This window comes from Hansschlegelia sp. KR7-227 (assembly GCF_049446035.1).
Taxonomy (GTDB): domain Bacteria; phylum Pseudomonadota; class Alphaproteobacteria; order Rhizobiales; family Methylopilaceae; genus Methylopila.
The window spans coordinates 1490628-1517213 of the sequence record NZ_JBMSEA010000001.1 but is presented as its reverse complement, the minus strand read 5'-3'; the positions used below and the strand labels follow the sequence as shown (position 1 = coordinate 1517213).

Sequence of the window (26586 nt, the reverse complement as noted above, 5' to 3'; positions counted from 1 at the left end):
TCGCGTCGTCGCTCAGCGCCTTTCGTGCAGCACGGCCGCCGGAGACTTGCGCTCGGCGCTCGGCGGTTTGCCGAATCCCTCGAGATAGGCGCGGGAGAAGTGCGACGCGGAGCTGAAGCCGCATTCCAGCGCGATCGACAGGATCGGCATCGAGGTCTGGCGGATCAGCGCCCGGGCGCGCTCCAGACGGATCCTGAGATAGCGCTTGGCGGGCGACTGGCCGAGATATTTGAAGAACAGGCGTTCGAGCTGGCGCGTGGACAGCCCCACGGCGGCGGCGAGATCCTGGCTGCTGAGCGGCTCCTCGATCGTCTCCTCCATGAGGGCGACGACCTTCAGCAGCTTGGGATGGGCGACGCCGAGCCGCATTCTGAGGTCCATGCGCTGGCGCTCGCCGGCCTCGCGGATGCGCGGGTGCAGCAGCTGCTCGGCGACCTCCGAGGCGAGAGCCGCGCCGTGGTCGCGGGCGATCACGGCGAGCATCATGTCGGCCGCCGCGAAGCCGCCGCCGCAGGTCAGACGGTCGCGGTCGATCTCGAACAGCTCCGAATCGACGTCGGTGTCGGGGTGCTCCGTCGTGAGGCTCGGGATGTTCTCCCAGTGGATCGTCGCGCGGTACCCGTCGAGCAGCCCCGCGCGGGCGAGCACATGCGGGCCCGTGCAGAGGGCGCCGAGCGCGCGGCGGCGCGACGCGAGGCGCCGCAGCAGCGCGATGAGGGCGGCGTGGTCCGCCTTTTCGACGTCGATCCCGCCGCACACCAGCGCCATGTCGAGATCGGGAGCGTCGGCGAAGCGGCCGCCGACGCTCACTTCGACGCCGTTCGAGGCCGCGCACGCGCCGCCGCTCCGCGACCAGATCGACAGGTCGTAAAGCGCGCGCCCGGCGCCCCGGTTCGCGAGCCGGAGCGGCTCGATCGCCGAGGCGAAGGCGATCATCGAGAAGCGCTCGACCAGCAGGAAACCGATGGTCGTCGGGCGCGCGGGCTGCGCGCGGCTCGGAACGGTCTTGGCGTCCATGGCGGGCTCTCGGGCGACGCTGGCCGACGCCGCTGCTGCGCCGCACATTCGCTCCGGCCGCGCCCCGCGGTCAATGCCGGACTGGAGCGGTTTCAAGGTGGCGGCCCTGGATCGGAGAACGGCCGCTTCAGGATGAGGCGTCCTCCTTGGCTCGACCGGAGGACCCAGGTTCCAGCGGAAGGCTGAACGCCCAAGGTGGATGGTCCGGTCAAGCCGGACCATGACGAGCTTTATGCTTGGATCGCCAGGCTTCGTTCGTTCTCCGCCGTGCCGTCGCAAAAGCCCAAATCGCGGTCGCCTGCGTGCAAGCCGGCCAAGGCCCGAACCGGCACGATCCCGCCGTCATGCGAGGCTGATCGATGCGGCGCTTCTCTCTTGCATCCCTTTTCACGGAGGCAATCGGCGGCCATCAGGGCTGGGGCCGCCAGTGGCGCGCGCCGGAGCCGAAGCCCGCTTACGAAATCGTCATCGTCGGCGGCGGCGGCCATGGGCTCGCGACCGCGTACTATCTCGCGACCGTGCATGGGATCACCAATGTCGCGGTGCTCGAAAAGGGCTGGATCGGCGGCGGCAACACCGGCCGCAACACCACGATCATCCGCTCGAACTACCTCTATGACGAGAGCGCGCATCTCTACGAGCACGCGCTCAAGCTCTGGGAAGGGCTCAGCCAAGAGCTCAACTACAACGTGATGTTCTCGCAGCGCGGCGTGCTGATGCTCGCGCACAACCATCACGACGTGCAGAGCTTCAAGCGCCACGTCTACGCCAACCGGCTCAACGGGATCGACAATGAGTGGCTGTCGCTCGAGGCGTGCAAGGCGTTCTGCCCGCCGCTCAACGCCTCGTCCGACATCCGCTATCCCGTGCTCGGGGGCGCCCTGCAGCGCCGCGCCGGCACCGCCCGTCACGACGCCGTCGCCTGGGGCTACGCGCGCGGCGCCGACGCCCGCGGCGTCGACATCATCCAGAACTGCGAGGTGACGGGCGTGCGCCGCGACGCCTCCGGGGCGGCGGTCGGCGTCGAAACCTCGCGCGGCTTCATCGGCGCGGGCCGGGTCGGGGTGGTCGCGGCCGGGAACACGTCCACCGTGATGGCGATGGCGGGCGTTCGCATGCCGCTCGAGAGCTACCCCCTGCAGGCGCTGGTGTCGGAGCCGGTGAAGCCCGTCTTCCCTTGCGTGGTCATGTCGAACGCCGTGCACGCCTACATCTCGCAGTCCGACAAGGGCGAGCTCGTCATCGGCGCCGGGACCGACCAGTACACCTCCTACAGCCAGCAGGGCGGCCTCCACATCACCACCCACACCCTCGACGCGATCTGCGAGATGTTTCCTCAGTTCACGCGCATGCGGATGCTGCGCTCCTGGGGCGGCGTGGTGGACGTGACGCCGGACCGCTCGCCCATCATCGGCAAGACGCCGGTCGAAAACCTGTTCGTGAATTGCGGCTGGGGCACCGGCGGCTTCAAGGCGACGCCGGGCTCGGGCCACGTCTTCGCCCACACGCTCGCGACCGGCGAGCCGCACGCGATCAACGCGCCCTTCACGCTCGACCGCTTCCGCACCGGCCGCCTGATCGACGAAGCGGCCGCCGCCGCCGTCGCGCACTGAGGGGCCGCCATGCGCGCCGTTTCACAATCAGGCGTCATGGTCCGGCTTGACCGGACCATCCATCGCTGGCGCAGAGCGCGACGCCCGACATGGGTCCTCCGGTCAAGCCGGAGGACGACGATTCATTCTGCTTCGCCGACGTTCGTTGGGGCCGCGCCGTGCTGCTGATCGACTGTCCGTTCTGCGGGTCGCGGCCCGAGGTCGAGTTCGTCTGCGGAGGGCAGGCCCATATCGCGCGGCCGCCGGACCCGTCCGCGGTCGACGACGCCGCCTGGGCAGAGCACCTGTTCGTGCGGACCAACCCGCGCGGCCTGCACGCCGAGCGCTGGCGGCACGCGCATGGCTGCGGGCGCTGGTTCAACGCGATCCGCGACACCTGCACCGACCGCTTCGTCGAGACCTACAAGGCCGGCGAGCGGCCCTCGACCGCGCCGAACCGGACGAGGGCGTGATGGGCCAGCCGTTCCGACTGCCCGCCGGCGGCCGCATCGACCGCACGCGGCCGATCCGCTTCACCTTCGACGGCAGCACCATCGAGGGCTTCGTCGGCGACACCGTCGCCTCCGCCCTGCTTGCGAACGGCGTCCATCTCGTCGGGCGCTCGTTCAAATACCACCGGCCGCGCGGAATCCTGACCCATGGCTCCGACGAGCCGAGCGCGCTGCTTTCGGTCGATCGTGGCCCGGGGCGGGTCGATCCGAACAACCGCGCGACCGTCGTCGAGGCGGTCGAGGGGCTGAAGACCGCGTCGCAGAACCGGTGGCCGTCGCTGGCCTTCGACGTCGGGGCGGTCAACGATCTGCTGTCGCCCGTCTTCGTGGCGGGCTTCTACTACAAGACCTTCATGTGGCCGCGGGCGTTCTGGGACCGGGTCTACGAGCCGGTGATCCGGGCCGCGGCCGGGCTCGGCGTCGCGCCGCAGGCGCCGGACGCCGACCGCTACGCCAACCGCCACGCTCATTGCGACGTGCTCATCGTCGGAGCGGGGCCGGCGGGCCTCGCCGCAGCCCTGGCGGCGGCCGAAACGGACAAGCGGGTGATCCTCGCCGACGAAGGCGCGGAGCCGGGCGGTTCGCTGCTGCACGATACGGCCGCCATAATCGACGGCGCGCCCGGCGCGGACTGGCTCGCCGCCGCGCTCGCCGATCTCGACGCGCGGGAGAACGTCGTCCTGCTGCCGCGCACGACCGTGTTCGGCTACTACAACCACAACCACGTCGCGATGACGGAGCGGATCACCGACCACCGCGCAGACGCCGCCAGGGCTACGCCGCGCGAGCGGCTGTGGCAGGTGCGGGCGAAGCAGGTCGTGCTCGCGACCGGCGCCCACGAACGGCCGCTGGTGTTCGCCGACAACGACCGGCCGGGCGTCATGCTCGCCGAAAGCGTGCGCGTCTTCCTCAACCGCTACGGCGTGGCCCCCGGGCGGCGGATCGCCTTCGCGACCAGCGGCGCCTCGGCCTATCAGGCCGCAATGGACGTTCATGCGGCGGGGCTCGACGTCGTCATGGTCGACCTCCGTCCGGAAGAGGCGTGCGGTCCGGAGCTCGCGCGGTTGCGTGGCCTCGGCGTCGAGGTCCTGACCGGGCACACCGTGATCGGCACGCGCGGTGCGCGGCGCGTCGCGGGCCTGATCGTGGCGCCTGTGAGGGGCGCCGCCGTCGGCGCCCGCCGGACCATCTCCTGCGACTGCGTCGGCATGTCCGGCGGCTGGACTCCGGCGGTCCATCTGTTCTCGCAGTCGCGCGGGAAGCTCGGCTATGAGCCGGCCCTCGACGCCTTCCTCCCGGGGACATCGGCGCAGGCCGAGCGGTCCGCGGGGGCGGCCAAGGGCGTCTACGATCTCGGCGAGTGCCTCGCGAGCGGCTTTGCGGCCGGGGCTGAGGCCGCCGGCTCCGCGGCCCGCCGGACGTTCACGGCGAGCCCGACCGCGACCGGCTTCACCCCCGTCCGCGCGCTGCCGACCGACGCGAACCCCGCCAAGGTCCGCGCCTTCGTCGACTTCCAGAACGACGTGACGGCCAAGGACCTGAAGCTCGCGCTGCGCGAGGGCTTCGAGTCGATCGAGCATGTGAAGCGCTACACCACGACGGGCATGGCGACGGACCAGGGCAAGACGTCGAACATGAACGCGCTCGGCATCGTGGCGGATGGGCTCGGCCGGCCGCTGCCGGCGGTCGGAACGACGACCTTCCGGCCGCCCTACACGCCCGTCACCTTCGGCGCGCTGGTCGGACCTGCGCGCGACGCGCTGTTCGACCCGATCCGGACCACGCCGATCCACGACTGGGCGGCGGAGCGCGGCGCGACGTTCGAGAATGTCGGCCTCTGGCGCCGCGCCTGGTATTTCCCGAAGGCCGGCGAGGACATGGGCGCCGCCGTGGCCCGCGAATGCAGGGCGGTGCGGGAGGGCGTCGGCGTGTTCGACGCGACCACGCTCGGCAAGATCGAGGTCGTCGGTCCCGACGCCGCCGAGTTCATGAACAGGCTCTACGTCAACCCGTGGCTGAAGCTCGCCGTCGGCCGCTGCCGCTACGGGTTGATGCTGAAGGAGGACGGCTACGTCCTCGACGACGGCGTGGTCGCGCGCCTCGCCCCCGACCGCTTCCACGTCACCACCACGACCGGCGGCGCGGCGCGGGTGCTCGCCCACATGGAGGACTATCTCCAGACCGAGTGGCCGGAGCTCGACGTGTTCCTGACCTCGACCACGGAGCAGTGGGCGGTGATCGCGGTGCAGGGGCCGAAGGCGCGCGCGACCATCGAAGGGCTGGTCTCCGGGATCGATCTCTCGAACGAGGCTTTCCCCCATATGTCGGTGCGGGAGGGCGACATCTGCGGCGCGCCGTGCCGCCTGTTCCGCGTCTCCTTCACAGGCGATCTCGGCTACGAGATCAACGTGCCGTCGGACTACGGCCGCGCGGTGTGGGAGGCGGTGGTCTTGGCCGGAGAGCCGTTCGGGATCACGCCCTACGGCACCGAGACGATGCACGTGCTGCGCGCCGAGAAGGGCTACGTGATCGTCGGCCAGGAGACCGACGGCACGGTGACGCCCGACGATCTCGGCCTCGCCGGCATGATCGCGAAGGCGAAGCCCGATTTCGTCGGCAAGCGCTCCCTGGCGCGGCCCGATCTCGTCGCCGGCGGACGCAAGCAACTGGTCGGGCTCGCGACCGAGGACGCGCGGCTCGTGCTGGACGAGGGCGCGCAGATCGTCGCCGACGCCGGCCAGCCGATCCCGATGACCATGCTCGGCCACGTCACCTCGAGCTATTTCAGCCCGAATTGCGGCCGCTCGATCGCATTGGCGCTGGTCGCCGACGGGCGGGCGTTGACCGGCCGGACGCTCTACGCGACGACGCCGACCGGCTTCGCCCCCGTGATCGTGCGCGATCCCGTGTTCTTCGACGCCGCGGGAGGGCGGATCCATGCTTGAGAGCCGCTTCCACGCCCGGCGCGCCGGCGCGCTCGCGGCCGCGGCGCCGACCTCGCGTCCCGGCGTCGACGTGCGTCCGCTTCCGGGCGGCGCGCGGTTCTCGCTGCGCGTCCGGCCGAACGCCGCGGACGCCCTGTTCGGCCTCGATCTGCCCGTCAACCGGCTGTGGACCGCAGGCGAGCGCTTCTCTGCCCGGCTCGGGCCCGACGAGTGGCTCGTCGGCGGCCCGGAGGCGGACGCCGAGCTGCTGCGGGAGGAAACCGAGCGCGCGCTCCACGGCCGCTTCCATGCGCTGGTCGACGTCTCCCACCGCAGCGTCGCGATCGAGATCGCGGGGCCGCTCGCGGCCGAGGCGCTGAACGCGGGTTGTCCGCTTGATCTGTTCGACGAAGCCTTTCCCGGCGGATCGGCGACCCGCACGCTGCTTGGAAAATCCGAAATCGTGCTGATCCGGCCGACCGACGCGCCGACCTGGCGGGTCGAGTGCTGGCGGTCGTTCGCCGTCTACGTCCATGGCTTTCTCGTGGAGGCGGCGGGCTCCGCCGGCGCGTGACGGGATCGCGTCTGCGGGGCTTGTCCCGGACTCCATAAACTGAACGATTGCGGGAGCGGCGGCCGACCGCGGCGGGTTCTGGATCCCCGGGACGACACCGTGGTCGGGCGCGCGCAGGCGTAGAAAGCTTCATGATCAGCGCGTTCGACCTCTTCAAGATCGGCGTCGGCCCCTCGAGCTCGCACACCGTCGGGCCGATGGTCGCCGCCAAGGCGTTCCGTGACCGGCTCATGCTGACGGACGGCGTGTCGCATGCGCGCGTCGAAATCTTCGGCTCGCTCGCCTGGACGGGGAGGGGACACGGAACCGACGTCGCGCTCTGCCTCGGCCTGCTTGGCCACGAGCCTGCGACCGTCGATCCCGACGCGGTCGGCTCCCACATGGCGGCGCTGCGCCAGTCCCGCCGCCTCGACGGCGCGCTCTCCGGCGTGGCCTTCGACCCGGACGCGGACGTCGTCTTTGAGCTCGTCGAGCTCCTGCCGCTCCACACCAACGGCATGCGGTTCCGGGCCTACGCCGCGGACGGCGCGACGCTCGCCGAGCACGTCTGCTACTCGATCGGCGGTGGTTTCGTGACGACCGGCCGCGAGGCCGAGTCGCCGGACACGGTCGCCTTTCCGCTGCCGTTCGAGAGCGGCGCCGATCTGCTGGCGCTCTGCGTCGCCGGCGGGAGCACGGTGGCGGAGGTCCAACTCGCGAACGAGCTCGCGCTGCGCCCGCTTTCGGAGGTCGAGGCCGGCCTCGACGCGATCGCCGCGGCGATGTTCGAGTGCATCGAGCGCGGCATGCGGCAGGAGGGCGTGCTGCCGGGCGCCCTCAGGGTCCGCCGGCGCGCCAAGCGCCTGCGCGAGACGCTCGATCAGCGCAGCCTCGTCAACAGCCGCCCGCCGCACGAGATCGTCGACTGGATCAGCCTGTTCGCGCTGAGCGTCAACGAGGAGAACGCCTCCGGCGGCCGCGTGGTGACCGCGCCCACCAACGGCGCCGCCGGCATCATCCCCGCCGTGCTGCGCTATCTCCGCGACTTCTGTCCGGGCTGGTCGGTCGAGCGCGGCCGCGACTTCCTGCTGACGGCGGCGGCGATCGGCGGGTTGATCAAGCGCCGCGCATCGATCTCGGGCGCTGAGGTCGGCTGCCAGGGGGAGGTGGGATCGGCCGCCGCCATGGCCGCGGCCGGCCTGACCGCGGCCCTCGGCGGCACGGCCGAGCAGGTCGAGAACGCGGCCGAGATCGCGATGGAGCACCATCTCGGCATGACCTGCGACCCGATCGGCGGGCTGGTGCAGATCCCCTGCATCGAGCGCAACGCCTTCGGCGCCAACAAGGCGATCGTCGCCGCCTCGCTGTCGCTGCGCGGCGACGGCCTGCACCATGTCACGCTCGACGAGGTCATTGAGACGATGCGCCAGACCGGCGCCGACATGCAGGCGAAGTACAAGGAGACGTCGCAGGGCGGGCTGGCGGTGAACGTCGCGGCCTGCTGAGGGCGCGCCGCCAGCCTGCCGCCGCGTTCAGCCTGCGACGAGCGAGTCGACGCAGACCTTCCATTCGCCGCCGACCTTCTTCCAGACGACGAGATAGTTTCCGGCGTTCGGCGTCTCCTCGCCCGGGCCGCCGGTCTTGAACGAATAGGTCCCGACTTCGAACGCCATCGCGCCGGCTGGGTCGACCTCGATGGTGGTCGGACCGAACACGACCGTTCCGTTCGTGACGGCGAGCAAGCCCTTCCAGAAATCCGCGATCGCGGCGCGTCCGGCGATGACGGGCGAGCCCCCGACCAGAATGCGTCCGTCTTCCGCGTGTATCTCGGCGATCGCGGCGGCGTCTTCGGCCCTGACGGCGGCGAGCCAGGCGTCGATGGTCGAGCGGATTTCGGATTCGGACGTGGACGACATGGGCAGTTCTCCCGTGCAAAGCAGCATTTTGTTTTGAGCGATCATCCAGCAATAGGTGCTGCTGACAGCAACGTCTAGACGTTTTGCCTATGTTAGCCGCGAAGGCGACAGGACTTTCGGACCACCTCCTTTCCTGCGCAGGCGGAGAAGCGCGCGTCGTCAGGCCGCGTCGCGTTTCCCTCAGATGATGTCGCTCGCGGAACAGCGCATCGGCGCGCCCGGATCATAATCCCTCGAACAAGGCCGCTTCGCGGGGTTGCCCGAATGCTCGACGTGCTGACCACGCCCCTCCAGCGCCTGCTGCGCGAGCGTAAGCCCGGGCACAGCCTGCCGGCCGCGTTCTATCTCAGCCCCGAGGTGTTCGAGGCCGACATGGAGCACATCTTCGGCAAGCACTGGATCTATGTCGGCGTCGAGCCGGACGTGCCGGAGCCGGGCGACGTCGCGGTGTTCGACATCGGCAAGGCCTCGATCGCGGTGGTCCGCGACGAGGGCGGCGAGGTCCGCGCCTATCACAATGTCTGCCGGCACCGCGGCGCGCGTCTCGTGGAGGACGAGAAGACCACGGTCGGCAACCTCGTCTGCCGCTACCACTCCTGGACCTACGACCTCACCGGCGCGCTGATCCACGCCGACCACATGGGGCCGGGCTTCGACCGCGCCTGCCACGGGCTGAAGCCGGTCCACATCCGCTCGCTCGAAGGCCTGCTGTTCGTCTGTCTCGCCGACGAGCCGCCGGCGGATTTCGACGACATGGCGCGCCGGCTCGGCCCCTATCTCGCGCCGCACAATGTGCGCGGGACCAAGGTCGCGTTCCAGAGCGACATCGTCGAGCCGGGCAACTGGAAGCTCACGATGGAGAACAACCGCGAGTGCTACCACTGCGGCGTGAACCATCCGGAGCTGACCGTCCCGCTGTTCGCCTACGGCTTCGGCTTCGCGCCGGAGGAGATGGACGAGCACGACCGGGCCGAGGCCGAGCGCTATGGCCGCCTGCTCACGTCCCGGCACGCCGACTGGGAGGCGGCGGGGCTGCCGTCGCGCGAGATCGACGAGCTCGACACGATGGTGACGGGCTTCCGCACCGAGCGCCTGCCGCTCGACGGCGAAGGCGAGAGCCACACGCTCGACACCCGGGCGGCCTGCCGCAAGCTGCTTGGCGACTTCACCAGCGCCAAGCTCGGCGGCCTGTCGGTCTGGACGCAGCCGAACTCCTGGCACCATTTCCTCGGCGACCACATCATCACCTTCTCCGTGCTGCCGCTCGACGCCGACCGCTCGCTGCTCCGGACCAAGTGGCTGGTGCGCAAGGACGCCGTCGAGGGCGTCGACTACGACCTCGCAAACCTCACCGGCGTCTGGCTCGCGACCAACGACCAGGACAGCCACCTCGTCGGCCTCTGCCACAAGGGCGCGCAAAGCCCCGGCTACGAGCCCGGTCCGTATTCGCCGAACACCGAGATGCTCGTCGACAAATTCGTCAACTGGTACGCCGGCCGCATGGCCGCCCATGTCGGCCGGTGACGCCGTGATGGATGCGATCGCGAGGGCGCCGGAGCCGGCCGCCGCGCGTCTCGCGACGCCGGCGGCGTGGGACCCCGACGCCGACGACGCGCTGGTCTGCCGCGCCGTGCGCGAGGAGACGCACGACGTCAGGACCTTCGTGTTCTCCAGCCTGACGCCCCGGCGCTTCGCGCACCGGCCCGGCCAGTTCCTGACCTTCGCCTTCGAGATCGGCGGGCAGACGATCAACCGCTGCTACACGATCTCCTCGGCCCCCACGACGCCGGACACGGTCGCGATCACGGTCAAGCGCGTCGCCGGCGGCCCGGTCTCGAACTGGCTGCACGATAGGATGAGGCCGGGCTCGGTCGTCCACGCCATGGGGCCGATGGGCGCGTTCTCCTGCTTCGAGCATCCCGCGCCGAAATATCTGCTGCTGTCCGGCGGCAGCGGCGTGACGCCGATGATGGCGATGGCGCGCACCTTTCATGATCTCGCCGAGCCGCGCGACGTCGCCTTCGTCCATTCCGCCCGCACGCCCGCCGACATCGTGTTCCGCGCCGAGCTCGAACTGATGGCGCGCCGCGACGCGAGCTTCCGCTTCGCCGCGATCTGCGAGACGGATTCCCCGAGCGAGCGCTGGCACGGGTTTCGGGGCCGGCTGGGCCTGCCGGCGCTGGAGCTGATCGCGCCGGACTTCCGCGAGCGCGAGATCTTCGTCTGCGGTCCCGCGCCTTACATGGCGGCGGTCCGGGCGATGCTGGCGGGCGCCGGCTTCGACATGGCGCGCCATCACGAGGAGAGCTTCGACTTCGACGCGCTCTCGGCGGAGCAGGCCGAGCCCGTCATTCTCGCCGAAGCCGAACTCGACGCCGCGCCGACGGTGCGGACCTTCAGGGTTGCGTTCGCCAGATCCGGCCGCACGATCGACTGCGCCGAGGACGTGACGGTGCTGAGCGCCGCGCGCAAGGCGGGCGTCCGGCTGCCGTCGTCCTGCGCGAAAGGCATGTGCGGCACCTGCAAGTCGAAGCTCGTCTCCGGCTCGGTCGAGATGGCCCATGCCGGCGGCATCCGGCAGCGCGAGATCGATGCGGGGCTCGCGCTGCTCTGCTGCTCCCGTCCGAAAAGCGACCTGGTGGTGGACCGGTGAGGGCGGCGAGGTTTCCGGGCTCGCTCGCCGCTGCGTGCTTCGAGACGCCCGCTTCGCGGGCTCCTCAGCATGAAGAGGTTTGTGTCTCGGACTCCGGCTTCCTCCAGGGTCCTCATGCTGAGGAGGCCCAAAGGGCCGTCTCGAAGCACGCAGGCGCTTGCCCCCCGGCGCTCGGAGCGGGCCGATGATCGCGAACGCCGACGCGCTGCTGAAGCCGCTGACCATCAAGGGTCTGACCATCCGCAACCGCGTGATGTCGACGAGCCATGCGCCGGGCTACGGCAAGGACGGCAAGCCGCAGGAGCGCTACCAGCTCTATCACGAGGAGAAGGCTCGCGGAGGCATCGGGCTCACCATGTTCGGCGGCTCGTCCTCGGTCGCGCTCGACAGCCCGGCCGCGCCCTGGAACCAGATCTCTGTCGCCGACGACGCCGTGGTGCCGTTCTTCCGCGCGTTCTCCGATCGTGTGCATAAGCACGGCGCGAAGCTGATGATCCAGCTCACCCACATGGGTCGACGCACCAAATGGGACACGGAAAACTGGTTTCCGACGGTTTCGGCCTCGCCCCGCCGCGAGCCGGCGTCGCGCACGATCCCCAAGGAGATGGAGCAGGAGGACATCGACCGGGTGATCCGCGGCTTCGCGGCGGCCGCGCGGCGCTGCAAGGAAGGCGGCCTTGACGGCTGCGAGGTCTCGGCCGCGCACGGCCATCTGATCGACCAGTTCTGGTCGCCCGGAATCAACCAGCGCACGGACAGATATGGCGGGAGCCTCGAAAACCGCATGCGCTTCGGGATCGAGGTGCTGGAGGCGATGCGCGCCGAGGTCGGCGACGACTACGTCGTCGGAATCCGCATGTCCGGAGACGAGATGATCGCCGACGGCCTCAGCCATGAGGACTGCGTCGCCATCGCGAGCCAATACGCTGCCCGGGGGCTGGTCGACTTCCTCAACATTCTCGGCGGGCAGGCGCGCGACCACATCGCGCACGCGATCTCGCTGCCGAATATGAGCTTCCCCGTAGCGCCCTTCCTGTTCCTGCCCTCCGCCATCAAGCGCGAGGTCGACATTCCCGTGTTCCACGCCCAGCGCGTCACCGACCTCGCGACGGCCGCGCGGGCGGTCTCCGAGGGCCATGTCGACATGGTCGCGATGACCCGCGCCCACATCGCCGATCCGCATCTCGTGAGGAAGCTGTCGGAGGGCCGCGCCGACGACATCCGGCAATGCGTCGGCGCCGGCTACTGCATCGACCGCATCTATGTCGGCGGCGACGCGCTCTGCATCCAGAACGCGGCCACCGGGCGCGAAGCGACCATGCCGCATGTGATCGCGAAAGCGGACATGCGTCGCAAGGTGGTGGTGGTCGGCGCGGGGCCGGCGGGGCTCGAGGCCGCGCGCGTCTCAGCCGAGCGCGGCCATCAGGTCGTGCTGTTCGAGAAGCAGAGGCTGGCGGGAGGCCAGATCGGGATCGCGGCCAGGGCCGGCTGGCGCGAGGCGCTGTCGGGGATTCCGCGCTGGCTGGTCGGGCAGGTGACGAAGCTCGGCGTCGACCTCAGGCTCGGGGTCGAGGCGACCGAGGCGGCGATCCTCGCCGAGACGCCGGACGTGGTGGTCATCGCCACCGGCGGCCGGCCGAGCCATGGCCACGCCAAGGGCGCCGAACAGCACGCCGTGACGACCTGGGACGTGCTGACCGGCGCAGTGGAACCTACCGGCTCCGTGCTGCTCTACGACGAGATGGGCCAGCACAACGCCGCGTCGACCGCCGAACTGCTGGCGAAGCGCGGCTGCCTGGTCGAGATCGCGACCCACGACCGGATGGTGGCGGAGGAGGTCGGCACGACCAACCAGCCGATCCATCTGCGCGAGCTCTACAAGCTCGGCGTGGTGATGACGCCGAACATGGAGCTGATCGAGATCTACCCCGAGGGCAACCGGCTGGTCGCGGCGCTGCGCAACACCATGACGGACGCGGAGGAGGAGAGGGTGGTCGACCGCGTCGTCGTGGAGCACGGGACGCTGCCGGTCGACGCGCTCTATCACGGGCTGAAGGCCGGATCGGTCAACAAGGGCCAGACGGACCAGGGCGCGATCGTGCGCGGCGAGCCGCAGCCCTACGCCCTCTCACAGGCTTACGCGCTCTACCGCATCGGCGACGCCGTCGCCGGCCGCAACATCCACGCCGCGATCTACGACGCGCTCCGGCTGTGCAAGGATCTGTGAGATTTGGGCTCGGTCGAAGACCTCGGGGCCACCCTCTCCGTCGTCCTCCGGCTTGACCGGAGGACCCATCGCAGGCGTCGAGCTCCACGCCCGACATGGATGGTCCGGTCAAGCCGGACCATGACGCCAGCCTTTGATGGCGCGTCATGACCTACGCCTTCCCCGCCCTGATCCTCGCCATGGTCGCACTCGCGACGGCGCAGGCTCTGCGGCGGGCGGCGCAGTGGCGGCAGGGCGCGCCGGCCGCGGTCGCCTGGGGGGCGGGCCTCGCGGCGCTGCCCCGGCGCTACCTCGTCGACGTCCACCATGTCGTGGCGCGCGACCCTTACGCCTCCCGGATGCATGCGGTGGTCGCCGGGGGGCTGCTCGCCGCGACCGGACTGAGCGCGCTCGCCGCCCTTCCGCCGCTCGGCGGCTCGCGGGCCTATTGGGCGCTGGTCGCGCTCGCCTTCGCGGTCACCGCGGCGGGCGCCGTGCTGGTCGGGGCGCGGCGCTACCCCTCGCGTCCGAAGCGGCTGTCCGGCGGATCGTTCCAGATCCTGCCGATCCTGCTGCTCGCCTACGCCCTGGGCGGTCTGGTCTGCGCTCTCACGATCGCCGCCGGCGCCGCCGCGTCCGCCGCCTCGGCGGTGGCGCTGCTGCTGGCGGCGGCCGGCGGCCTCGGCCTCGCCTTCGAGGTCCGGCGCGGGCCGATGCGCCACGCCGTCGCCGGCGCGCTGCATCTCGTCGCCCACCCCAGGCCGGGCCGCTTCGCGGGCCGCCTCGACACGGCGCTGGCGCCGCTCGACCTCGACGCGCCCCGGCTCGGCGCCGAGACGCCGGCGGACTTCGCCTGGAACCGCCTGCTCTCCTACGACAGCTGCATCCAGTGCGGGCGTTGCGAGACGGCGTGTCCCGCCTTCGCCGCCGGCCAGCCGCTCAATCCGAAGCGCATGATCCAGGATCTCGTCGCCGGCATGACGGGCGACGAACGGCCTTACGCCGGAAGCCCCCATCCCAACACCCCAGAACGCCCCGGACCGGCGCCGTCGCTCGCCCGGCTGGTCGGGCCGGACGCCGTCATTCATCCCGACACGCTGTGGGCCTGCACGACCTGCCGGGCCTGCGTCGAGGAATGCCCGATGATGATCGAGCATGTCGACGCTATCGTCGCGCTCCGTCGCAACCAGACGCTGGAGCTCGGCCTGCCGCCGGACAAGGCCGCGGGACCGCTGGCCGAACTGCGCGGCGCCCACGAGCCCGGCGGGCGGCCGCTGTCCGCCCGCACGGACTTCGCGGCGGGTCTCGACCTGCCGCTGATCGCCGCGCGCGGGGAGGCCGACGTCCTTCTGTGGCTGGGCGAGGGGGCCTATGATCTGCGATACGGCCGCAGCTTGCGCGCTCTGGTTCGCCTGATGCACGAGGCGAAGGTCGACTTCGCCGTGCTGGGCGCGGAGGAGCGCGACGTCGGCGATCTCGCGCGGAGGCTCGGCGACGAAGCGACCTTCCAGCAGATCGCGCGCGCCAATGTCGAGACGTTGGCGCGCTACCGCTTCGGCCGCATCGTCACCGCCGATCCGCACGCGCTCCACTCGCTCCGCAACGAGTATCCGGCGTTCGGCGGCGCCTATGAGGTCGTCCACCACACCGCCTTCCTGCTCGAGCTGATCGAGGCGGGACGGCTCGCGACCGGAAGCCTGGACGGCGCCGCGGTGACCTATCACGACCCCTGCTATCTCGGCCGCTACAATGGCGAGACAGAAGCGCCGCGGACGCTGCTCGACCGGATCGGCGTCGCGCGGGTGGAGATGGCGCGCTCGGGCAGGCGCTCGATGTGCTGCGGCGGCGGGGGCGGCGCGCCGATCAGCGACGTGTCGGGCGAGCGGCGCATTCCCGACATCCGCATGGAGCAGGCGGCGGGGACCGGGGCGAAGATCGTCGCCGTCGCCTGCCCGACCTGCACCGCCATGCTGGAGGGCGTCACCGGCGAGCGGCCGCAGGTGAAGGACATCGCCGAGCTGGTGCTCGCCGCCGTCGAGGCGCGGGCGTGACCCGGGCGCGGCGCGACCCGCGGGCCGAACGAGCCGGGGCGCGCGTCGCCGGCGCGGGGCGCCCGCGCTACGACCTTGCCGCGCGGGGGGAGGGCCGCGGTCGGCTCCGTCGCGATCCTCGCGCCGAGCGGGAGGCAGCCCAGGTGACCGGCGACGCGCGGCCGCGCTTCGATCGCGGGCATCGCGGCGGCGCCCCGGTGAGCGAGGCGGCGACCGCACCGGCGGCGGCCGCGAAGATTCTCGTGGTGGACGATCCCGCCTTTCTCGTCGCGGCCGTGCTGGACGCGCCGGGCGGGCGGCTCACCACGCATGATCGTCAGGTTCTGGGCGCCGCCCGGACGCTCGCCGGCGCCTCCGGCGCCGTGGTCGCGCTCGCGCCGGAGGGGGCAGGCGGGCTCGGGCCGCTCGGCGCCGACCGGGTCGCCACCATCGGCGACGCCGGGACCTATGATCCGGAAGGGCGCGCGGCGACGCTCGCCGCGGCCGTCGCGGCCTTCGCGCCGCGCCACGTCCTGTTCCCTGAGACGCCTGAAGGCGGCGACCTCGCCCGTCGCCTGGCGCTCGCCACGGGCGAAGCGCTGTTTCCGGACGTCGAGCGGCTCTCCGCGTCCTCGGCCTCCCGTCCGGCCCGGAGCCGGCGGGTCGAGCAGCGGACGGCGCCGCCGCGGCTGATGACGCTCGCGGTCGACGCCGTCGCGCCCTACGCCGGCCCGCCGCGGGAGGCGCGGGCGGCGCCGTTCGCCCCGGCGCCCGCGCCGGACCGAAGCCTGCGCGACGCCCGCCGCGTCGCGGCCGACCCGGCGACGACGCCGCTCGCCGTCGCCGACTTCGTCGTTTCCGCCGGCAATGGCGTCACCGATATCGAGGCCTTCATGCGGCTGGCGGCGGCGCTGGGGGCGACGCCGGGGGCGAGCCGGGTGCTGTGCGACGCCGGTTTGATGCCGCGCGCGTCGCAGGTCGGAGCCTCGGGCTCGGTGCTGACGGCGACCTGCTATCTCGCCTTCGGGATCGCCGGCGCGCCGCAGCATCTGCAGGGGGTGACGGGCTGCGAACATGTCCTCGCCGTCAACACCGACCTGCACGCGGCGATGATCGAGCGGGCGGGGCTCGCGATCGTCCAGGACGCGCAGGCCGTCATGCCCGCGCTGCTCGCGGCGCTCGAGCGCGAGGGGGCGGCGTGAGGATCGCAGTCCTGCTCTCCGCCGGCCTGCATCCCGTCTCCGGCCAGCCCGTGCTGCCGACCCTGGAGGCGCAGGCCGTCCGCATGGCGCTGGCGCTCGGCGAGGTCGAGGGGCTTCACGCTGGCCCATCGAGCGCTCCCGCCGTCGACGCCCTCGGCCACGGGCTCGCCCGCCTGACGCATGTCGCGATCGGAGAGGACGACGATCCGATCCCCGCGCTGGCGGCGGCGCTCGCCGAATGGCGCCCGGATCTGGTGCTCGCCGGCCGGCGCGGCCAGGGCGGCGACGAGACAGGGCTCGTGCCTTACGCGGTCGCCGCCGCCCTGAAGGCGCCGCTTGCGCCCGACGCGATCGCGCTCGCGCCGGGGGATCGCGCGGGCGAGATCGCGCTCGAGCAGGCGCTGCCGAAGGGCGTCCGCCGCCGTCTGGCCGTGCGACTGCCGGCGGTCGTCACCATCCACCCCGACGCGCCGGCGGCGCAGGCCTTCGCCTACGGCATGGCCCGGCGCGGCGTCGTCGCGGAGGCGCGGGGTCCCTGGGCGTCGGCGCCTGCGAGCGCGCTAGGGATCGAAGAGCGCGCCTATCGGCGCCGCCCGAAGCTGATGCGCAGCGCGCCGGCCGCGGGGTCGGCGGCCGAACGCCTCGCGACCGCCACGGGAGTAGCCGACGCCCGCGGCGGTCGCCTGCTCGTCGATCCGTCCCCCGACGAGGCCGCGCGCGCCATCCTGGCCCATCTCCGCGAGATCGGCGTGCTCCCGCCGGCGCCTTCGGCGGAGGTCGCGGCGGGCGCTGGATCGTCCTGAGCGGCGATTTCGAGAGCGGCCGGGGCGGCCAGGGAGGCAGGCGCTCGGCCCGAATTTTCGCGCGAAGCCCGACCCGTCTCGGCCTCCCATCCGCGCTTTCCCGCAGGTATCCCAGCGGCTTCAGAACGCGCGCGAAAATTTTGTTTCGAAAGGACGGAACTCCGCGGGCGCAGCGCGGTTCTGCGTAGCGAAGCAAGAAAAAAAGCCTAGGAAGCGCCATGCCCTACAATGTCATCGCGACCAAGAACGGCAAGCACAGCATCGTCCACTGCCGGACGGCCACCGACGCGAAGGCCGAACTCGCCCGCGTGACCGCGGACGGCGTCGAGGGAGCCCGCGTCGTGTCGCCGGAGGGCACCGTCATTCTGCCGGATCGGCTGGACCAGATCTGCCTCATCGAGACCGGCGCCCTGCGGACGACGCGTTCAGCGGCGTAGCCCGCGCCGCCAATCGAAACGCGTGTCGGCAGGCTGAAGGCCGCGTGTCCGCGCCCCGGCGGGGACGCGGCGATGCGTAGAGTTCCGAACTACCGGCGGCGCGCGCCGCGGGCTAAGGTCGTCCGAGATCCACGTTCGGGCGATCTGACGTCCCATGCCTGACCCGATCGCATCCTCCCCGGTCCGCCTGGCCTTCGGTTCTTGTGCGGCCGCGGGAGCGGCGGCGCTCGCCGCAGCGGCGCTCATCGGACTCGCGACCGGCACGCCCGAGATCGCGAGCTTCGGCAGAAATCTCTCGCCGATGCGTCCGGACGCGGCCGTCGCGATCCTGTGCGCGGCGTGCGGCTGGTTCGCGCTGCGCAGCACGCGCCGCGACCTGCGCGCCGCGGGCTACGCGCTCGCCGTCCTCACGGCCGCGATCGCCGCGGCTCCGCTGATCGAGCCGTTCGTGGGCGTGCGCTTCGACATCGGCGACCAGATTCTTCCCGAGGCCGCAATCGGCGGACCCAGCCGCATGAACGCGGCGACCAGCGTCGCGCTGCTGCTCGCTGCCGTCACGCTGCTGTTCAGCCGATCAGTCTCCGCCCGCGCCGAGGATCTGCGCCAGTTCGCGCGGCTCGCAGGCCTCGCCTCCCCGGTCTTCGTGCTCGCGCTGCACGCCTACGACCACGCCGCGCTCAACGTCATCCGGGGCTTCGAGATGACGCCGCTGACGACGGCTCTGGCGCTCGTCCTGCTGCTGCTTGCGCTCGGCCTCGACCGCGGCGCGGGCAGCCTGCGCTGGCAGGTCGCCGAGATCGGCGTCGTCGTCATCGCGCCGCTCGCCGCCCTCACCGTGCATTTCGCGAGCGCCGAGCGCGAACTCGCGCTCGAAAGCGCGGGCGCGCGGCTCGCGAGCGTCGCGCGCGTGGGCGCCGAGCGGCAGGACGCCGTGGTCGCGCAGGGACGCCAGATGCTGGAGTTCCTGAGTCGCCAGCCGCGCGTGCAGCGTCACGAGCAAGGCTGCGGCGCGGACCTCATTGACTATCTCCCGCTGAACCCGCGCGTGCGCGCGCTCTTCACCGTGGGCCAGGACGGGGTCATCCGGTGTTCCGGCGAGCCTGGCGCGACCGGCATGCAGATCGGCGACCGGGATTATGTGAAGGCGGCCTTCGCGACGGGCGAGTTCACCGTCAGCGGCTATTTCCTGGCCCGCACGAACGGCCAGCCGCGCGTCGCCATGGCCCTGCCGTTCCGCACGGACGGCAGGCTGGACCAGCTGATCGTCGCGGCGCTCGATCTCGAGGCGCTCGGCGACCCGCTGGCCGAACTCGCGGCCGAGGGGCCGAAGGGCGCGAAAATGACCCTCGTCGACAAGAGCGGGGTCGTCATCGCCCGGCATCCGGCGGGCGGGGCGCCGGTCGGCGCCAATCTCGCGGACGCCGCGTTCGTGACACGGGCGCTCTCGCTTCCCGATCAGCCCTTCGACGCCGTCGAGTTCGACGCCGAACCGCACATCTTCGCCGCCCGCCGGGTGTTGTCGGGGGAAGCCACGCTGATCGTCGGCCTGCCGCGCAGCGTGGCGGTGGCGCCGGTGGACCGGCGCCTCAACCACCGTCTCCTGCTGATCATCGCGATCCTGCTGTGCTCGCTCGCGATCGGGATCGTCGGCAGCGAGGCCTTCGTACTGCGCCCGCTGCGGAAGCTGACGGCCTATGCCGGGAGGCTGGAGGCGGGCGACCTCGCGGCCCGGCCCGACGTGCGGGCGAGCGGGGAGGTCGGAGCGCTCGGCCGCGCGCTCGCCGTCACCGCCGCGGCCACGCAGGACCGCGAGCAGCGGCTCGCGGAGGCGGAATCACTGTTCCGGGGCCTGTTCGACCATTCGCCCGACGCCAAGGCCGTGGTCCGGGTCGAGCCGGACGGCGGATTCCGGGTCGAGACCTGGAACGCCGCGGCGGCCGAGGCGACCGGCCTTTCGGCCGCGGAGGTGATCGGCCGTTCGCCCGCGGAGGTCTTCCCGGGAACGCGGGGGGAATCGATCGAGATCGACCTGCGCCGCACCATGGCGCTCGGCGAGGTGCTGACGGTGGAGCGCGAGCCCGTCATCAACGGACTGCCGGCCGTGTTCGAACTGGTGCAGGTTCCCCTGCGCGGGCCCGACGGGACCATCGAGCGCATCTTCCTCAGCGCGCGCGACATCAGCGAGCGCAAGCGCGTCGAACGCCTGAAGAACGAGTTCGTCTCGACCGTCAGCCACGAGCTCCGCACCCCGCTGACGTCGATCGCGGGCTCGCTCGGCCTGCTCGCCGGCGGCGCCGCGGGCGAACTTGGCGAGAAGGCGCGCCACCTCATCGCAATCGCGCATTCGAACAGCCTGCGGCTGGTGCGGCTCATCAACGACATTCTCGACATCGAGAAGATCGAGGCCGGGCGGATGGCCTTCGATCTGAAGGCGCTCGTGGTCTCCGACATCGTGGACCAGGCGGTCAGCGGGCTGAAACCCTATGCCGACGAGTACGGGGTCGCGGTCGAGGTCGATCATGGCCGCGATCTCCTGATGGTGCGCGGCGACGCCGACCGCCTCACCCAGGTCATCACCAATCTGGTCTCGAACGCGATCAAGTTCTCGCCGCGGGGCGACGCCGTGACGGTTTCGCTCAGCGCCGACGGCGAGATCGTGACCATCTCCGTCGCCGATCGCGGACCGGGCATACCCGAAGCTTTTCGCGCGCGGGTGTTCTCGAAATTCGCGCAGGCCGACAGCTCGGACAGCCGCCGCAAGGGCGGCACCGGCCTTGGCCTCGCGATCGTGAAGGAGATCGTGGATCGCCACGCCGGCGCGGTCGGCTACCGCACGGAGCCCGGCCGCGGCACGATTTTCGAGGTCCGGCTGCCACGCCACGCCGTCCGTGAGCGCGCGCTCGACGCCGGCTTCGCCGAGGGCGCGCAACGGTCCACCGTGCTGGTGTGCGAAGACGAACCGGTCATCGCGTCGATCTACGCGGAGCAGATGCGCGACGCCGGATTCGCAGTCATCGTCGCCGGCGGCGTGCGCGAAGCCCTGCAGGCGATGAAATCGAGCGCCGTCGACGCGGTGCTGGTCGATCTCAACCTGCCCGACGGCGACGGGTTCGGGTTGATGCGAGATCTGCGCGCGTCGCCGAAGGGCCGCCGCATGCCGATCGTCGTGGTGTCGGGAGACGCCGAGCGGCGGCGGAGCGACCCGCGCGCCAGCGCGCTCGACGTCACCGCCTGGTTCGACAAGCCGGTCGACATCGCCCGGCTCTCCCAGACGGTGAAGAAGCACCTTCGCGCCGACCCGGCTCGTCCGCTGGTCCTGCATGTCGAGGACGACGCCGATCTGCGCAAGGTCGTGTCGGCCGCCGTCACGCCGCTGGCGGACGTCGTCTCGGTCGGAACCGTGTCGGCGGCGCGGCGCGAGATCGAACGCTCGTCCTTCGACGTGGCGATCGTCGACGTCACGCTTGAGGACGGGTCGGGCCTCGACCTGCTGGCGACCTTGAGCGGGCCGCGGCGCGTGCCGACCGTGATCTTCTCGGCGAACGACGTGGATCGGGACATCGCCGCGCATGTCGAGGCTTCGCTCACCAAATCCCGCACGTCGTTGTCGGCGCTGGTCGACACCGTCCGGCGGCTCATCGGGCGCAGGCCCGCCGGCCTACAGGAGCCGGACGCTCTGGACCCGGAAACGCACCGCGCCCGGCAGCGCGTGTGACGGGGCGACGGAGCGCCGTCCGTCGCACGCGCGCGGAGGTTCAGTTCGGAGCGCGGGTGATCGCCTTGCCGACGTTCTGGGTGTCCCGGCCGGCGCCGCGGACGGTGTTCGCGCAGGCGGCCAGCGCCACGGTTGATCCGATCAGCGCAAGCGCCGCGACGATTCGTGCGAACTTCGTCATGACGTCTCCCTTACTTTCCGGCCGATTTGGCGGCGGTGGTGGCCTTCCCGGCCGTCTTCTGCGCTTTGCCGGCGAGCGACTGCGCCTTGCCTTCGGCCTGAAGGCCCGGGCTTTTCGTAGCCTTGCCCACGGCGGCCTTCGCGTCTCCGGCCGCTTCCTTCACGGCGCCCTTGGCGGTGTTCTTGTTGACCATTGTACGTCTCCGCTTGCGATGAACCGGGATCGGTTCGGACGAGAGCCGGCGGGCGCCGGACGGTCGTGGGGATGGGCCGGCGCCTCCGGCGTTCAGAGGATGAAGCGTCCAAGCACGACGCCGACCAGGAGAGCAGCGCCGGCCGCTGCGAGAGGATTCTCGCGGATGGTGTCTTCGAGGCTCCGGGCGCGGCCGTCGATCTCGTCGACGGCCTCGTCGTAAGCGGAGGCGCCGCGGCGCGCCGTCGATCGCATATGGCGTGCGGCGTCCTTCGCAGCTTCGTCGACGGCCTCGCCCACGCGCGAGCCGGCCTGGCGCGCGCCGGCCCCTGCCTGCTCGCCGCCACGCGCGACCGCGTCCGCGGCGTCGTCGCCGGCGTTGGTGAAGTTGTTCGTCGCCATGACATGTTCCTTAGTGCGCGTGAATTATCAGCCGTCTGACCACCGCTGCTCCGCGCTTGGAGCTGCGGGACAAACGCGGCGGCTAAAGGGACCGTTGCAAAACAAACGCTAACCGGCCCAAGCGGTTCCGCCGGGTCGCGCGCTGTCGCCGGGATCGACCGACGGAAGACGTGACGGTTCGCTTGCGGACCGTCACCGCGACCCCTATAAGGGCCGCCGGCCGGTCGCGGAGTGTGGCGCAGCCTGGTAGCGCACCTCGTTCGGGACGAGGGGGTCGCAGGTTCGAATCCTGCCACTCCGACCAGCCGGCCAGCCAAATGAGAGGTCTGGGACAGACCGCTCCCGACCCGGGGGATCGATGGCCACGCCTGTCAGCCCCGCGGCGGAGCCGCCCGCGCTGGCGACGCCCGATCGCCCGTCGCGTCCGCTCTCGACCTGGGCGCTGCTCAAGGCCATTCCCACCAACTCGCTCGGCGTGCTCGACGACCAACTGTTCGAAGAGCTTGTGGTGTTCCGCCGCTATGGACTGGGCGGCATGCAGCCGGCGTGCTTCGTCTCCGACCCGGCGGGCGTGAAGCAGGTGCTGGTCGACAAATTCGACAATTACCCGCGCGTCCCAACCATCCGGCGTCTGTTCGAGGCCGAGATCGGCACGGGCACGCTGGCGAGCGAGGGCGAGACCTGGCGCCGCCATCGCCGCGTGGCGACGCCTTCGATCGACCATCGCGCCGTGCGCGGCGACACGCCGGCGGTGATCGCGCTCGCCGAGTCCGGGGCGGACCGCCTCGCCCGGCACTATGCCGGCAAGAAGTCGGTCGACATCGAGCGCTTCGCGCAGGACCTGCTCGCCCGCATGCTGAACCAGGTCGCGACCGGCGGCGACGAGCGCGCGATGCCGGTGCTGAAATGGCTCTCGACGGTGCCGCGCAAGCCGCGCGGCGTCGACATCGTTCCCAAGCCGGAATGGGTGTCGAAGCTGCTGGTCCGCCGCAGGCTCGAGGGCTCCAAGGCGGAGGCCGACGCCCAGCTGCGCGCCCTGATCGCCGAGCGGCTCCAGCCGGACTACGCCGGCGGCCAGGATCTGCTGTGGCGGCTCGCCCACGCCGAGGATCGGCAGACCGGCGTTCCCTTCACCGCGGAGGAGGCGCGCGACGAGGCGGCCTCCATCATCGCCGCCGGCGACGCCACCATCCGCGCGCTGACCTGGATCTGGTACCTGCTCGACCTGCACCGCGACGTCGAGGCGCGTTTCCACGCCGAACTGGACGAGGTCGTCGGAACCAGGCCGCTCGTCGCGGAGGACTTCCAGAAGCTGCCTTATGTCCGCCAGGTGCTCGACGAAGTGATGCGGCTCTACCCGCCGATCCCCGTGATCGTGCGCAAGGCGCGCGCCGCGGACGTGATCTGCGGCGTCAAGATTCCGCGCGGGACGATCGTGACCGTCGCGCCGTTCGTGATTCATCGCCATCGCAGGTTGTGGGGCGATCCCGACCGTTTCGACCCTGAGCGCTTCGCCGAGGGCGCACGGGTAGGGCGGCCGCGCTACGCGTTCATTCCCTTTGCAGCCGGCCCCGGCGTCTGCCCCGGCGCGACCGTCGCGATGACGAACCTGATGGCCTCGATCGTGACGCTCGGCCGCCGCTTCCGCTTCCGGCTCGCCACCACCGCGCCGATCGTCCCCTTCGGCGGCATCTCGCTGCAGCCCAAGGGCGGGCTGAAGGTGACGGTGGAGGTGCGGTAGGGCGCTCCCCCGCCGGCCCCGGGCGCGACGACGCCGGCGAGCCGCCCTGTCCCGAAGGGGGGCGCGACGGCCTCCCGCGCGAAAAGGGCGTCGCCCTTCCGGACGACGCCCCTTGTCATGTCGCGTGTCGCGGCGGCCGTCAGTTCAGCAGGCGGCCGGTGTCGAGCTTGGCTCCCACCAGACGGTCGTCGGCGCCATGAGCCTTGCCGTTGACGGCCGACTGCCAGATCGGAACCGTCTCCTGGATGCGGCGGAACTCCGCAAGAGCCTGACCTACGACCTGGTCCATATTGTAGTAGCGGTAGGTCGCGAGCCGGCCGACGAAGTGGACGTTCTCGGTCTCGTTCGCCAGCGCCTGGTACTTCTTGTAGAGCGCCTGGTTCTCCGGCCGCGGGATCGGGTAGTAGGGATCGCCCTTGTCGGCCGGATATTCGTAGGTCAGCGTCGTCTTGTGGTGCTGCTGGCCCGTCAGGTGCTTGTACTCGGTGATGCGGGTGTACTCCTCGCTCATCGGGTAGTTCACCACCGCGACGTCCTGGTGCTTCTCCTCGTCGAGCGTGACGTGCTTGAAGCGCAGCGAGCGGTAGGGCAGCCTGCCGAAGCGGAAGTCGAAATACTCGTCGATCGGCCCTGTGAAGATCAGCCGGCGATGCGGGATTTCGTCCCGGATCTCGCGGTAATCGGCGTTCAGCATGATCTTGATGTTCGGGTGCGAGAGCATGTTCTCGAACATCCGGGTGTAGCCGTGCTTCGGCATGCACTGGTGCGTGTCGCCGAAATAGCGGTCGTCGGTGTTCGTGCGCGTCGGGACCCGCGCGGTCACGGCCTTGTCGAGCTGGGAGGGATCGAGCCCCCACTGCTTGGTGGTGTAGCCGCGGAAGAACTTCTCGTAGAGCTCGCGTCCGACCTTCGAGACCACGACGTCCTCCGACGTCCTGATCTCCTCGACCGGCTCGGCGCGGGAGTCGAGGAAGGCCTGAGCCTCCTCGTCGCTCTTCAGATCGAGATCGTACAGCACGTTGATCGTCGTGCGGTTGATCGGGATCGGAACCAGCTTCTCGTCGACATGCGCGAGCACGCGGTGCTCGTAGGGCCGCCACTCCGTGAACTGGGAGAGGTGCTCGAGGATCGCGTCCGAGTTGGTGTGGAAGATGTGCGGTCCGTACTGGTGCATCAGCACGCCGGCGTCGTCATAGCGATCATAGGCGTTGCCGCCGATGTGTGGACGCCGGTCGATGATGAGGACGGATTGGTCGCGCTGTGAGGCGATCCGTTCCGCAAGCACGCTGCCTGCGAAGCCGGCCCCGACGATCAGCCAATCATACACGGAGGTTGTCCTTTCCAGTCTGGGCCCCTTCGTTGCGCGAGGAGCGCCCGTCATGGGCCTCCGTCACGAGCTCGTAGATGCGTTCGAAGGTCTGGTCCCAGGAGCCGTCCGCGAGTTTCTCGTCGACTCGCTTGATCCAGGGGCCACGGTCCGTCGCCATCAGTTCTTCGACTGATTTCACGACGCTCTCGGCGTCTTCCGCGATCGCGACGTAACCGTCGTCTCCATACGAGCGGATGACGTCGACGATTGGCGTCGACACGGTGGGCACGCCCGCCGCCAGGAACTCCGGCGTCTTGGTCGGGCTGATGAACTGCGTCGACTCGTTCCGCGCGAACGGCATGAAGCCGACGTCCCACCCGCCGATGTAGCGGGGAAGCTCCTGATAGGAGCGGCCGCCCAGCCAGTGAATGTTCTCGGCGCGCGGCAGGTCGGCCTCGTCGATCTTCACGACCGGGCCGATCATCACGAATTGCCAGTCCGGCCTGAGCGCGGCGACGTCGCGGACAAGGTCGATGTCCATGCGTTCGTCGATCACGCCGAAAAAGCCGAGGCGCGGGCGCGGGATGGCCGCCTGGTCCTCGGGATCGTCCCGGTCCTCGGCGCGTCCCTTGCCGAAATGGGCGGCGTCGATGCTCGACGGAAAGGCGTGGATGTTGCCGTGGCGGTGCTTCTTCGCCTCGTAAAGGCTGTGCCCGCCCGTGAAGACCACGTCGGCCTTCTGCATCATCTCGTCCTCGAGCGCGCGGAGTTCGGGCGGCGCGCCCTTGAAGGCCGAGAGCTCGTCCATCGAGTCGAAGATCACGACGTCGGCGTCGAGATGGCGCGTGAAGAGAAGCGCCATGGGCGTATAATACCAGAACAGCCGACGCGAGGTCGGAAGCTCCGCCAGCATCTTTTCGACGAGCTGTCGCTGCGCGAGGATCTTGCCGCTCTCGCTCAAGCCGTGCGGCAGTACGGGGACGCAGACGGTGACCCCTTCGCCGCGCGACGATCGCCGAAGCTCCGGCTGCGGCACGTCTTCGAAGATCGGCTCTTCAATCACCACCACCGGGTGCCGCTGCCCGAACCGGCTCAGCAGATGCTGCGGCCGTTGGTACACGAAATCCCACCGCAAATGGGAGAAACAGACCAGGGTCGCATCTTCGATCTGCGGCGTATCCGTCGTAGGAGCTTGTTTCGC

The 26586-nt window shown here is 70.8% G+C and carries 21 protein-coding genes and 1 tRNA gene; 15 read left to right on the top strand and 7 right to left on the bottom strand.

Annotated features, from left to right (window positions below; genetic code table 11):
* Positions 1 to 12: 12 nt before the first annotated feature.
* Positions 13 to 1017: a GlxA family transcriptional regulator gene (locus ACO2RJ_RS07050; RefSeq protein ID WP_423267278.1), complete on the bottom strand. Its 1005-nt coding sequence runs from the start codon at positions 1015 to 1017 to the stop codon at positions 13 to 15.
* A gap of 359 nt (positions 1018 to 1376) precedes the next feature.
* On the opposite strand from ACO2RJ_RS07050, the gene ACO2RJ_RS07045 reads away from it, so the two are divergent.
* From ACO2RJ_RS07045 to ACO2RJ_RS07025, 5 genes are all read left to right on the top strand, one after another.
* Entirely contained in the window at positions 1377 to 2630 is a 1254-nt protein-coding gene (locus ACO2RJ_RS07045) for a sarcosine oxidase subunit beta family protein (RefSeq protein ID WP_423267277.1), read from the top strand.
* 158 nt (positions 2631 to 2788) lie between these two features.
* Positions 2789 to 3082 (top strand): sarcosine oxidase subunit delta, encoded by a 294-nt coding sequence (locus ACO2RJ_RS07040; protein ID WP_423268926.1) that lies wholly within the window; start codon positions 2789 to 2791, stop codon positions 3080 to 3082.
* On the top strand, positions 3082 to 6066 hold the full coding sequence (locus ACO2RJ_RS07035; protein ID WP_423267276.1) for a sarcosine oxidase subunit alpha family protein: 2985 nt from the start codon (positions 3082 to 3084) through the stop codon (positions 6064 to 6066). The genes ACO2RJ_RS07040 and ACO2RJ_RS07035 overlap by 1 nt, the downstream gene beginning before the upstream one ends.
* Entirely contained in the window at positions 6059 to 6619 is a 561-nt protein-coding gene (locus ACO2RJ_RS07030) for a sarcosine oxidase subunit gamma (protein WP_423267275.1), read from the top strand. The genes ACO2RJ_RS07035 and ACO2RJ_RS07030 overlap by 8 nt, the downstream gene beginning before the upstream one ends.
* 131 nt (positions 6620 to 6750) lie before the next feature.
* Complete coding sequence (locus ACO2RJ_RS07025) at positions 6751 to 8103, top strand: L-serine ammonia-lyase (protein WP_423267274.1); 1353 nt, start codon at positions 6751 to 6753, stop codon at positions 8101 to 8103.
* 27 nt (positions 8104 to 8130) lie between these two features.
* On the opposite strand, the gene ACO2RJ_RS07020 is transcribed toward ACO2RJ_RS07025, so the two are convergent.
* Positions 8131 to 8514, bottom strand: coding sequence for a YybH family protein (locus ACO2RJ_RS07020; RefSeq protein ID WP_423267273.1), 384 nt, complete (start codon positions 8512 to 8514; stop codon positions 8131 to 8133).
* A gap of 264 nt (positions 8515 to 8778) precedes the next feature.
* Here ACO2RJ_RS07020 and ACO2RJ_RS07015 point away from each other — a divergent pair, with 264 nt between their 5' ends.
* The 8 genes from ACO2RJ_RS07015 (at position 8779) to ACO2RJ_RS06980 (ending at position 21560) form a co-directional block, all read left to right on the top strand.
* Positions 8779 to 10038 (top strand): aromatic ring-hydroxylating oxygenase subunit alpha, encoded by a 1260-nt coding sequence (locus tag ACO2RJ_RS07015; protein WP_423267272.1) that lies wholly within the window; start codon positions 8779 to 8781, stop codon positions 10036 to 10038.
* Positions 10025 to 11167, top strand: a complete 1143-nt coding sequence (locus tag ACO2RJ_RS07010) for a 2Fe-2S iron-sulfur cluster-binding protein (protein ID WP_423267271.1) — start codon at positions 10025 to 10027, stop codon at positions 11165 to 11167. The genes ACO2RJ_RS07015 and ACO2RJ_RS07010 overlap by 14 nt, the downstream gene beginning before the upstream one ends.
* A 184-nt stretch (positions 11168 to 11351) precedes the next feature.
* Complete coding sequence (locus tag ACO2RJ_RS07005; RefSeq protein WP_423267270.1) at positions 11352 to 13394, top strand: FAD-dependent oxidoreductase; 2043 nt, start codon at positions 11352 to 11354, stop codon at positions 13392 to 13394.
* A 146-nt stretch (positions 13395 to 13540) separates the two neighbouring features.
* Complete coding sequence (locus ACO2RJ_RS07000; protein WP_423267269.1) at positions 13541 to 15424, top strand: DUF3483 domain-containing protein; 1884 nt, start codon at positions 13541 to 13543, stop codon at positions 15422 to 15424.
* Positions 15421 to 16605, top strand: coding sequence for an electron transfer flavoprotein subunit alpha/FixB family protein (locus ACO2RJ_RS06995; RefSeq protein ID WP_423267268.1), 1185 nt, complete (start codon positions 15421 to 15423; stop codon positions 16603 to 16605). Before ACO2RJ_RS07000 ends, ACO2RJ_RS06995 begins: the two co-directional genes overlap by 4 nt.
* On the top strand, positions 16602 to 17408 hold the full coding sequence (locus ACO2RJ_RS06990) for an electron transfer flavoprotein subunit beta (RefSeq protein ID WP_423267267.1): 807 nt from the start codon (positions 16602 to 16604) through the stop codon (positions 17406 to 17408). Before ACO2RJ_RS06995 ends, ACO2RJ_RS06990 begins: the two co-directional genes overlap by 4 nt.
* Positions 17409 to 17626: 218 nt before the next feature.
* Positions 17627 to 17845: a hypothetical protein gene (locus tag ACO2RJ_RS06985; protein ID WP_423267266.1), complete on the top strand. Its 219-nt coding sequence runs from the start codon at positions 17627 to 17629 to the stop codon at positions 17843 to 17845.
* A 154-nt stretch (positions 17846 to 17999) separates the two neighbouring features.
* Positions 18000 to 21560, top strand: coding sequence for an ATP-binding protein (locus ACO2RJ_RS06980; protein WP_423267265.1), 3561 nt, complete (start codon positions 18000 to 18002; stop codon positions 21558 to 21560).
* Positions 21561 to 21600: 40 nt separating this feature from the next.
* Here ACO2RJ_RS06980 and ACO2RJ_RS06975 read toward each other — a convergent pair whose 3' ends face one another.
* From ACO2RJ_RS06975 to ACO2RJ_RS06965, 3 genes are all read right to left on the bottom strand, one after another.
* Positions 21601 to 21741 carry an entericidin A/B family lipoprotein gene (locus ACO2RJ_RS06975; protein WP_423267264.1) on the bottom strand — a complete coding sequence of 47 codons (141 nt, stop codon included), beginning with the start codon at positions 21739 to 21741 and terminating at the stop codon, positions 21601 to 21603.
* Positions 21742 to 21751: 10 nt separating this feature from the next.
* The gene (locus ACO2RJ_RS06970) at positions 21752 to 21934 is read right to left on the bottom strand and encodes a CsbD family protein (RefSeq protein ID WP_423267263.1); all 183 of its coding nucleotides are present in this window, start codon (positions 21932 to 21934) and stop codon (positions 21752 to 21754) included.
* A 92-nt stretch (positions 21935 to 22026) separates the two neighbouring features.
* Positions 22027 to 22335 carry a hypothetical protein gene (locus ACO2RJ_RS06965; protein WP_423267262.1) on the bottom strand — a complete coding sequence of 103 codons (309 nt, stop codon included), beginning with the start codon at positions 22333 to 22335 and terminating at the stop codon, positions 22027 to 22029.
* Positions 22336 to 22562: 227 nt separating this feature from the next.
* Here ACO2RJ_RS06965 and ACO2RJ_RS06960 point away from each other — a divergent pair.
* Together ACO2RJ_RS06960 and ACO2RJ_RS06955 are read left to right on the top strand one after the other, a co-directional pair.
* Positions 22563 to 22639: transfer RNA gene (locus tag ACO2RJ_RS06960), tRNA-Pro, on the top strand.
* A gap of 54 nt (positions 22640 to 22693) precedes the next feature.
* Positions 22694 to 24076 (top strand): cytochrome P450, encoded by a 1383-nt coding sequence (locus ACO2RJ_RS06955; RefSeq protein WP_423267261.1) that lies wholly within the window; start codon positions 22694 to 22696, stop codon positions 24074 to 24076.
* Positions 24077 to 24215: 139 nt separating this feature from the next.
* Here ACO2RJ_RS06955 and glf read toward each other — a convergent pair whose 3' ends face one another.
* Both glf and ACO2RJ_RS06945 read right to left on the bottom strand, forming a co-directional pair.
* A complete protein-coding gene (glf, locus tag ACO2RJ_RS06950; protein WP_423267260.1) occupies positions 24216 to 25403 on the bottom strand; it encodes a UDP-galactopyranose mutase in 1188 nt (395 codons plus the stop codon).
* Positions 25396 to 26505 carry a glycosyltransferase gene (locus ACO2RJ_RS06945; RefSeq protein WP_423267258.1) on the bottom strand — a complete coding sequence of 370 codons (1110 nt, stop codon included), beginning with the start codon at positions 26503 to 26505 and terminating at the stop codon, positions 25396 to 25398. The genes glf and ACO2RJ_RS06945 overlap by 8 nt, the downstream gene beginning before the upstream one ends.
* Positions 26506 to 26586: the final 81 nt, after the last annotated feature.

What these genes read in the sequence shown, in the direction of transcription:
- ACO2RJ_RS07000 (WP_423267269.1), top strand. Translation starts at nt 13,541, where the DNA reads ATGACCTACGCCTTCCCCGCCCTGATCCTCGCCATGGTCGCACTCGCG.
- ACO2RJ_RS07025 (WP_423267274.1), top strand. Translation starts at nt 6,751, where the DNA reads ATGATCAGCGCGTTCGACCTCTTCAAGATCGGCGTCGGCCCCTCGAGC.
- ACO2RJ_RS07030 (WP_423267275.1), top strand. Translation starts at nt 6,059, where the DNA reads ATGCTTGAGAGCCGCTTCCACGCCCGGCGCGCCGGCGCGCTCGCGGCC.
- ACO2RJ_RS06970 (WP_423267263.1), bottom strand. Translation starts at nt 21,934, where the DNA reads ATGGTCAACAAGAACACCGCCAAGGGCGCCGTGAAGGAAGCGGCCGGA.
- ACO2RJ_RS07005 (WP_423267270.1), top strand. Translation starts at nt 11,352, where the DNA reads ATGATCGCGAACGCCGACGCGCTGCTGAAGCCGCTGACCATCAAGGGT.
- ACO2RJ_RS06980 (WP_423267265.1), top strand. Translation starts at nt 18,000, where the DNA reads ATGCCTGACCCGATCGCATCCTCCCCGGTCCGCCTGGCCTTCGGTTCT.
- ACO2RJ_RS06985 (WP_423267266.1), top strand. Translation starts at nt 17,627, where the DNA reads ATGCCCTACAATGTCATCGCGACCAAGAACGGCAAGCACAGCATCGTC.
- ACO2RJ_RS06975 (WP_423267264.1), bottom strand. Translation starts at nt 21,741, where the DNA reads ATGACGAAGTTCGCACGAATCGTCGCGGCGCTTGCGCTGATCGGATCA.
- ACO2RJ_RS06965 (WP_423267262.1), bottom strand. Translation starts at nt 22,335, where the DNA reads ATGGCGACGAACAACTTCACCAACGCCGGCGACGACGCCGCGGACGCG.
- ACO2RJ_RS07010 (WP_423267271.1), top strand. Translation starts at nt 10,025, where the DNA reads ATGTCGGCCGGTGACGCCGTGATGGATGCGATCGCGAGGGCGCCGGAG.
- ACO2RJ_RS07035 (WP_423267276.1), top strand. Translation starts at nt 3,082, where the DNA reads ATGGGCCAGCCGTTCCGACTGCCCGCCGGCGGCCGCATCGACCGCACG.
- ACO2RJ_RS07015 (WP_423267272.1), top strand. Translation starts at nt 8,779, where the DNA reads ATGCTCGACGTGCTGACCACGCCCCTCCAGCGCCTGCTGCGCGAGCGT.
- ACO2RJ_RS07020 (WP_423267273.1), bottom strand. Translation starts at nt 8,514, where the DNA reads ATGTCGTCCACGTCCGAATCCGAAATCCGCTCGACCATCGACGCCTGG.
- ACO2RJ_RS07045 (WP_423267277.1), top strand. Translation starts at nt 1,377, where the DNA reads ATGCGGCGCTTCTCTCTTGCATCCCTTTTCACGGAGGCAATCGGCGGC.
- ACO2RJ_RS07050 (WP_423267278.1), bottom strand. Translation starts at nt 1,017, where the DNA reads ATGGACGCCAAGACCGTTCCGAGCCGCGCGCAGCCCGCGCGCCCGACG.
- ACO2RJ_RS06955 (WP_423267261.1), top strand. Translation starts at nt 22,694, where the DNA reads ATGGCCACGCCTGTCAGCCCCGCGGCGGAGCCGCCCGCGCTGGCGACG.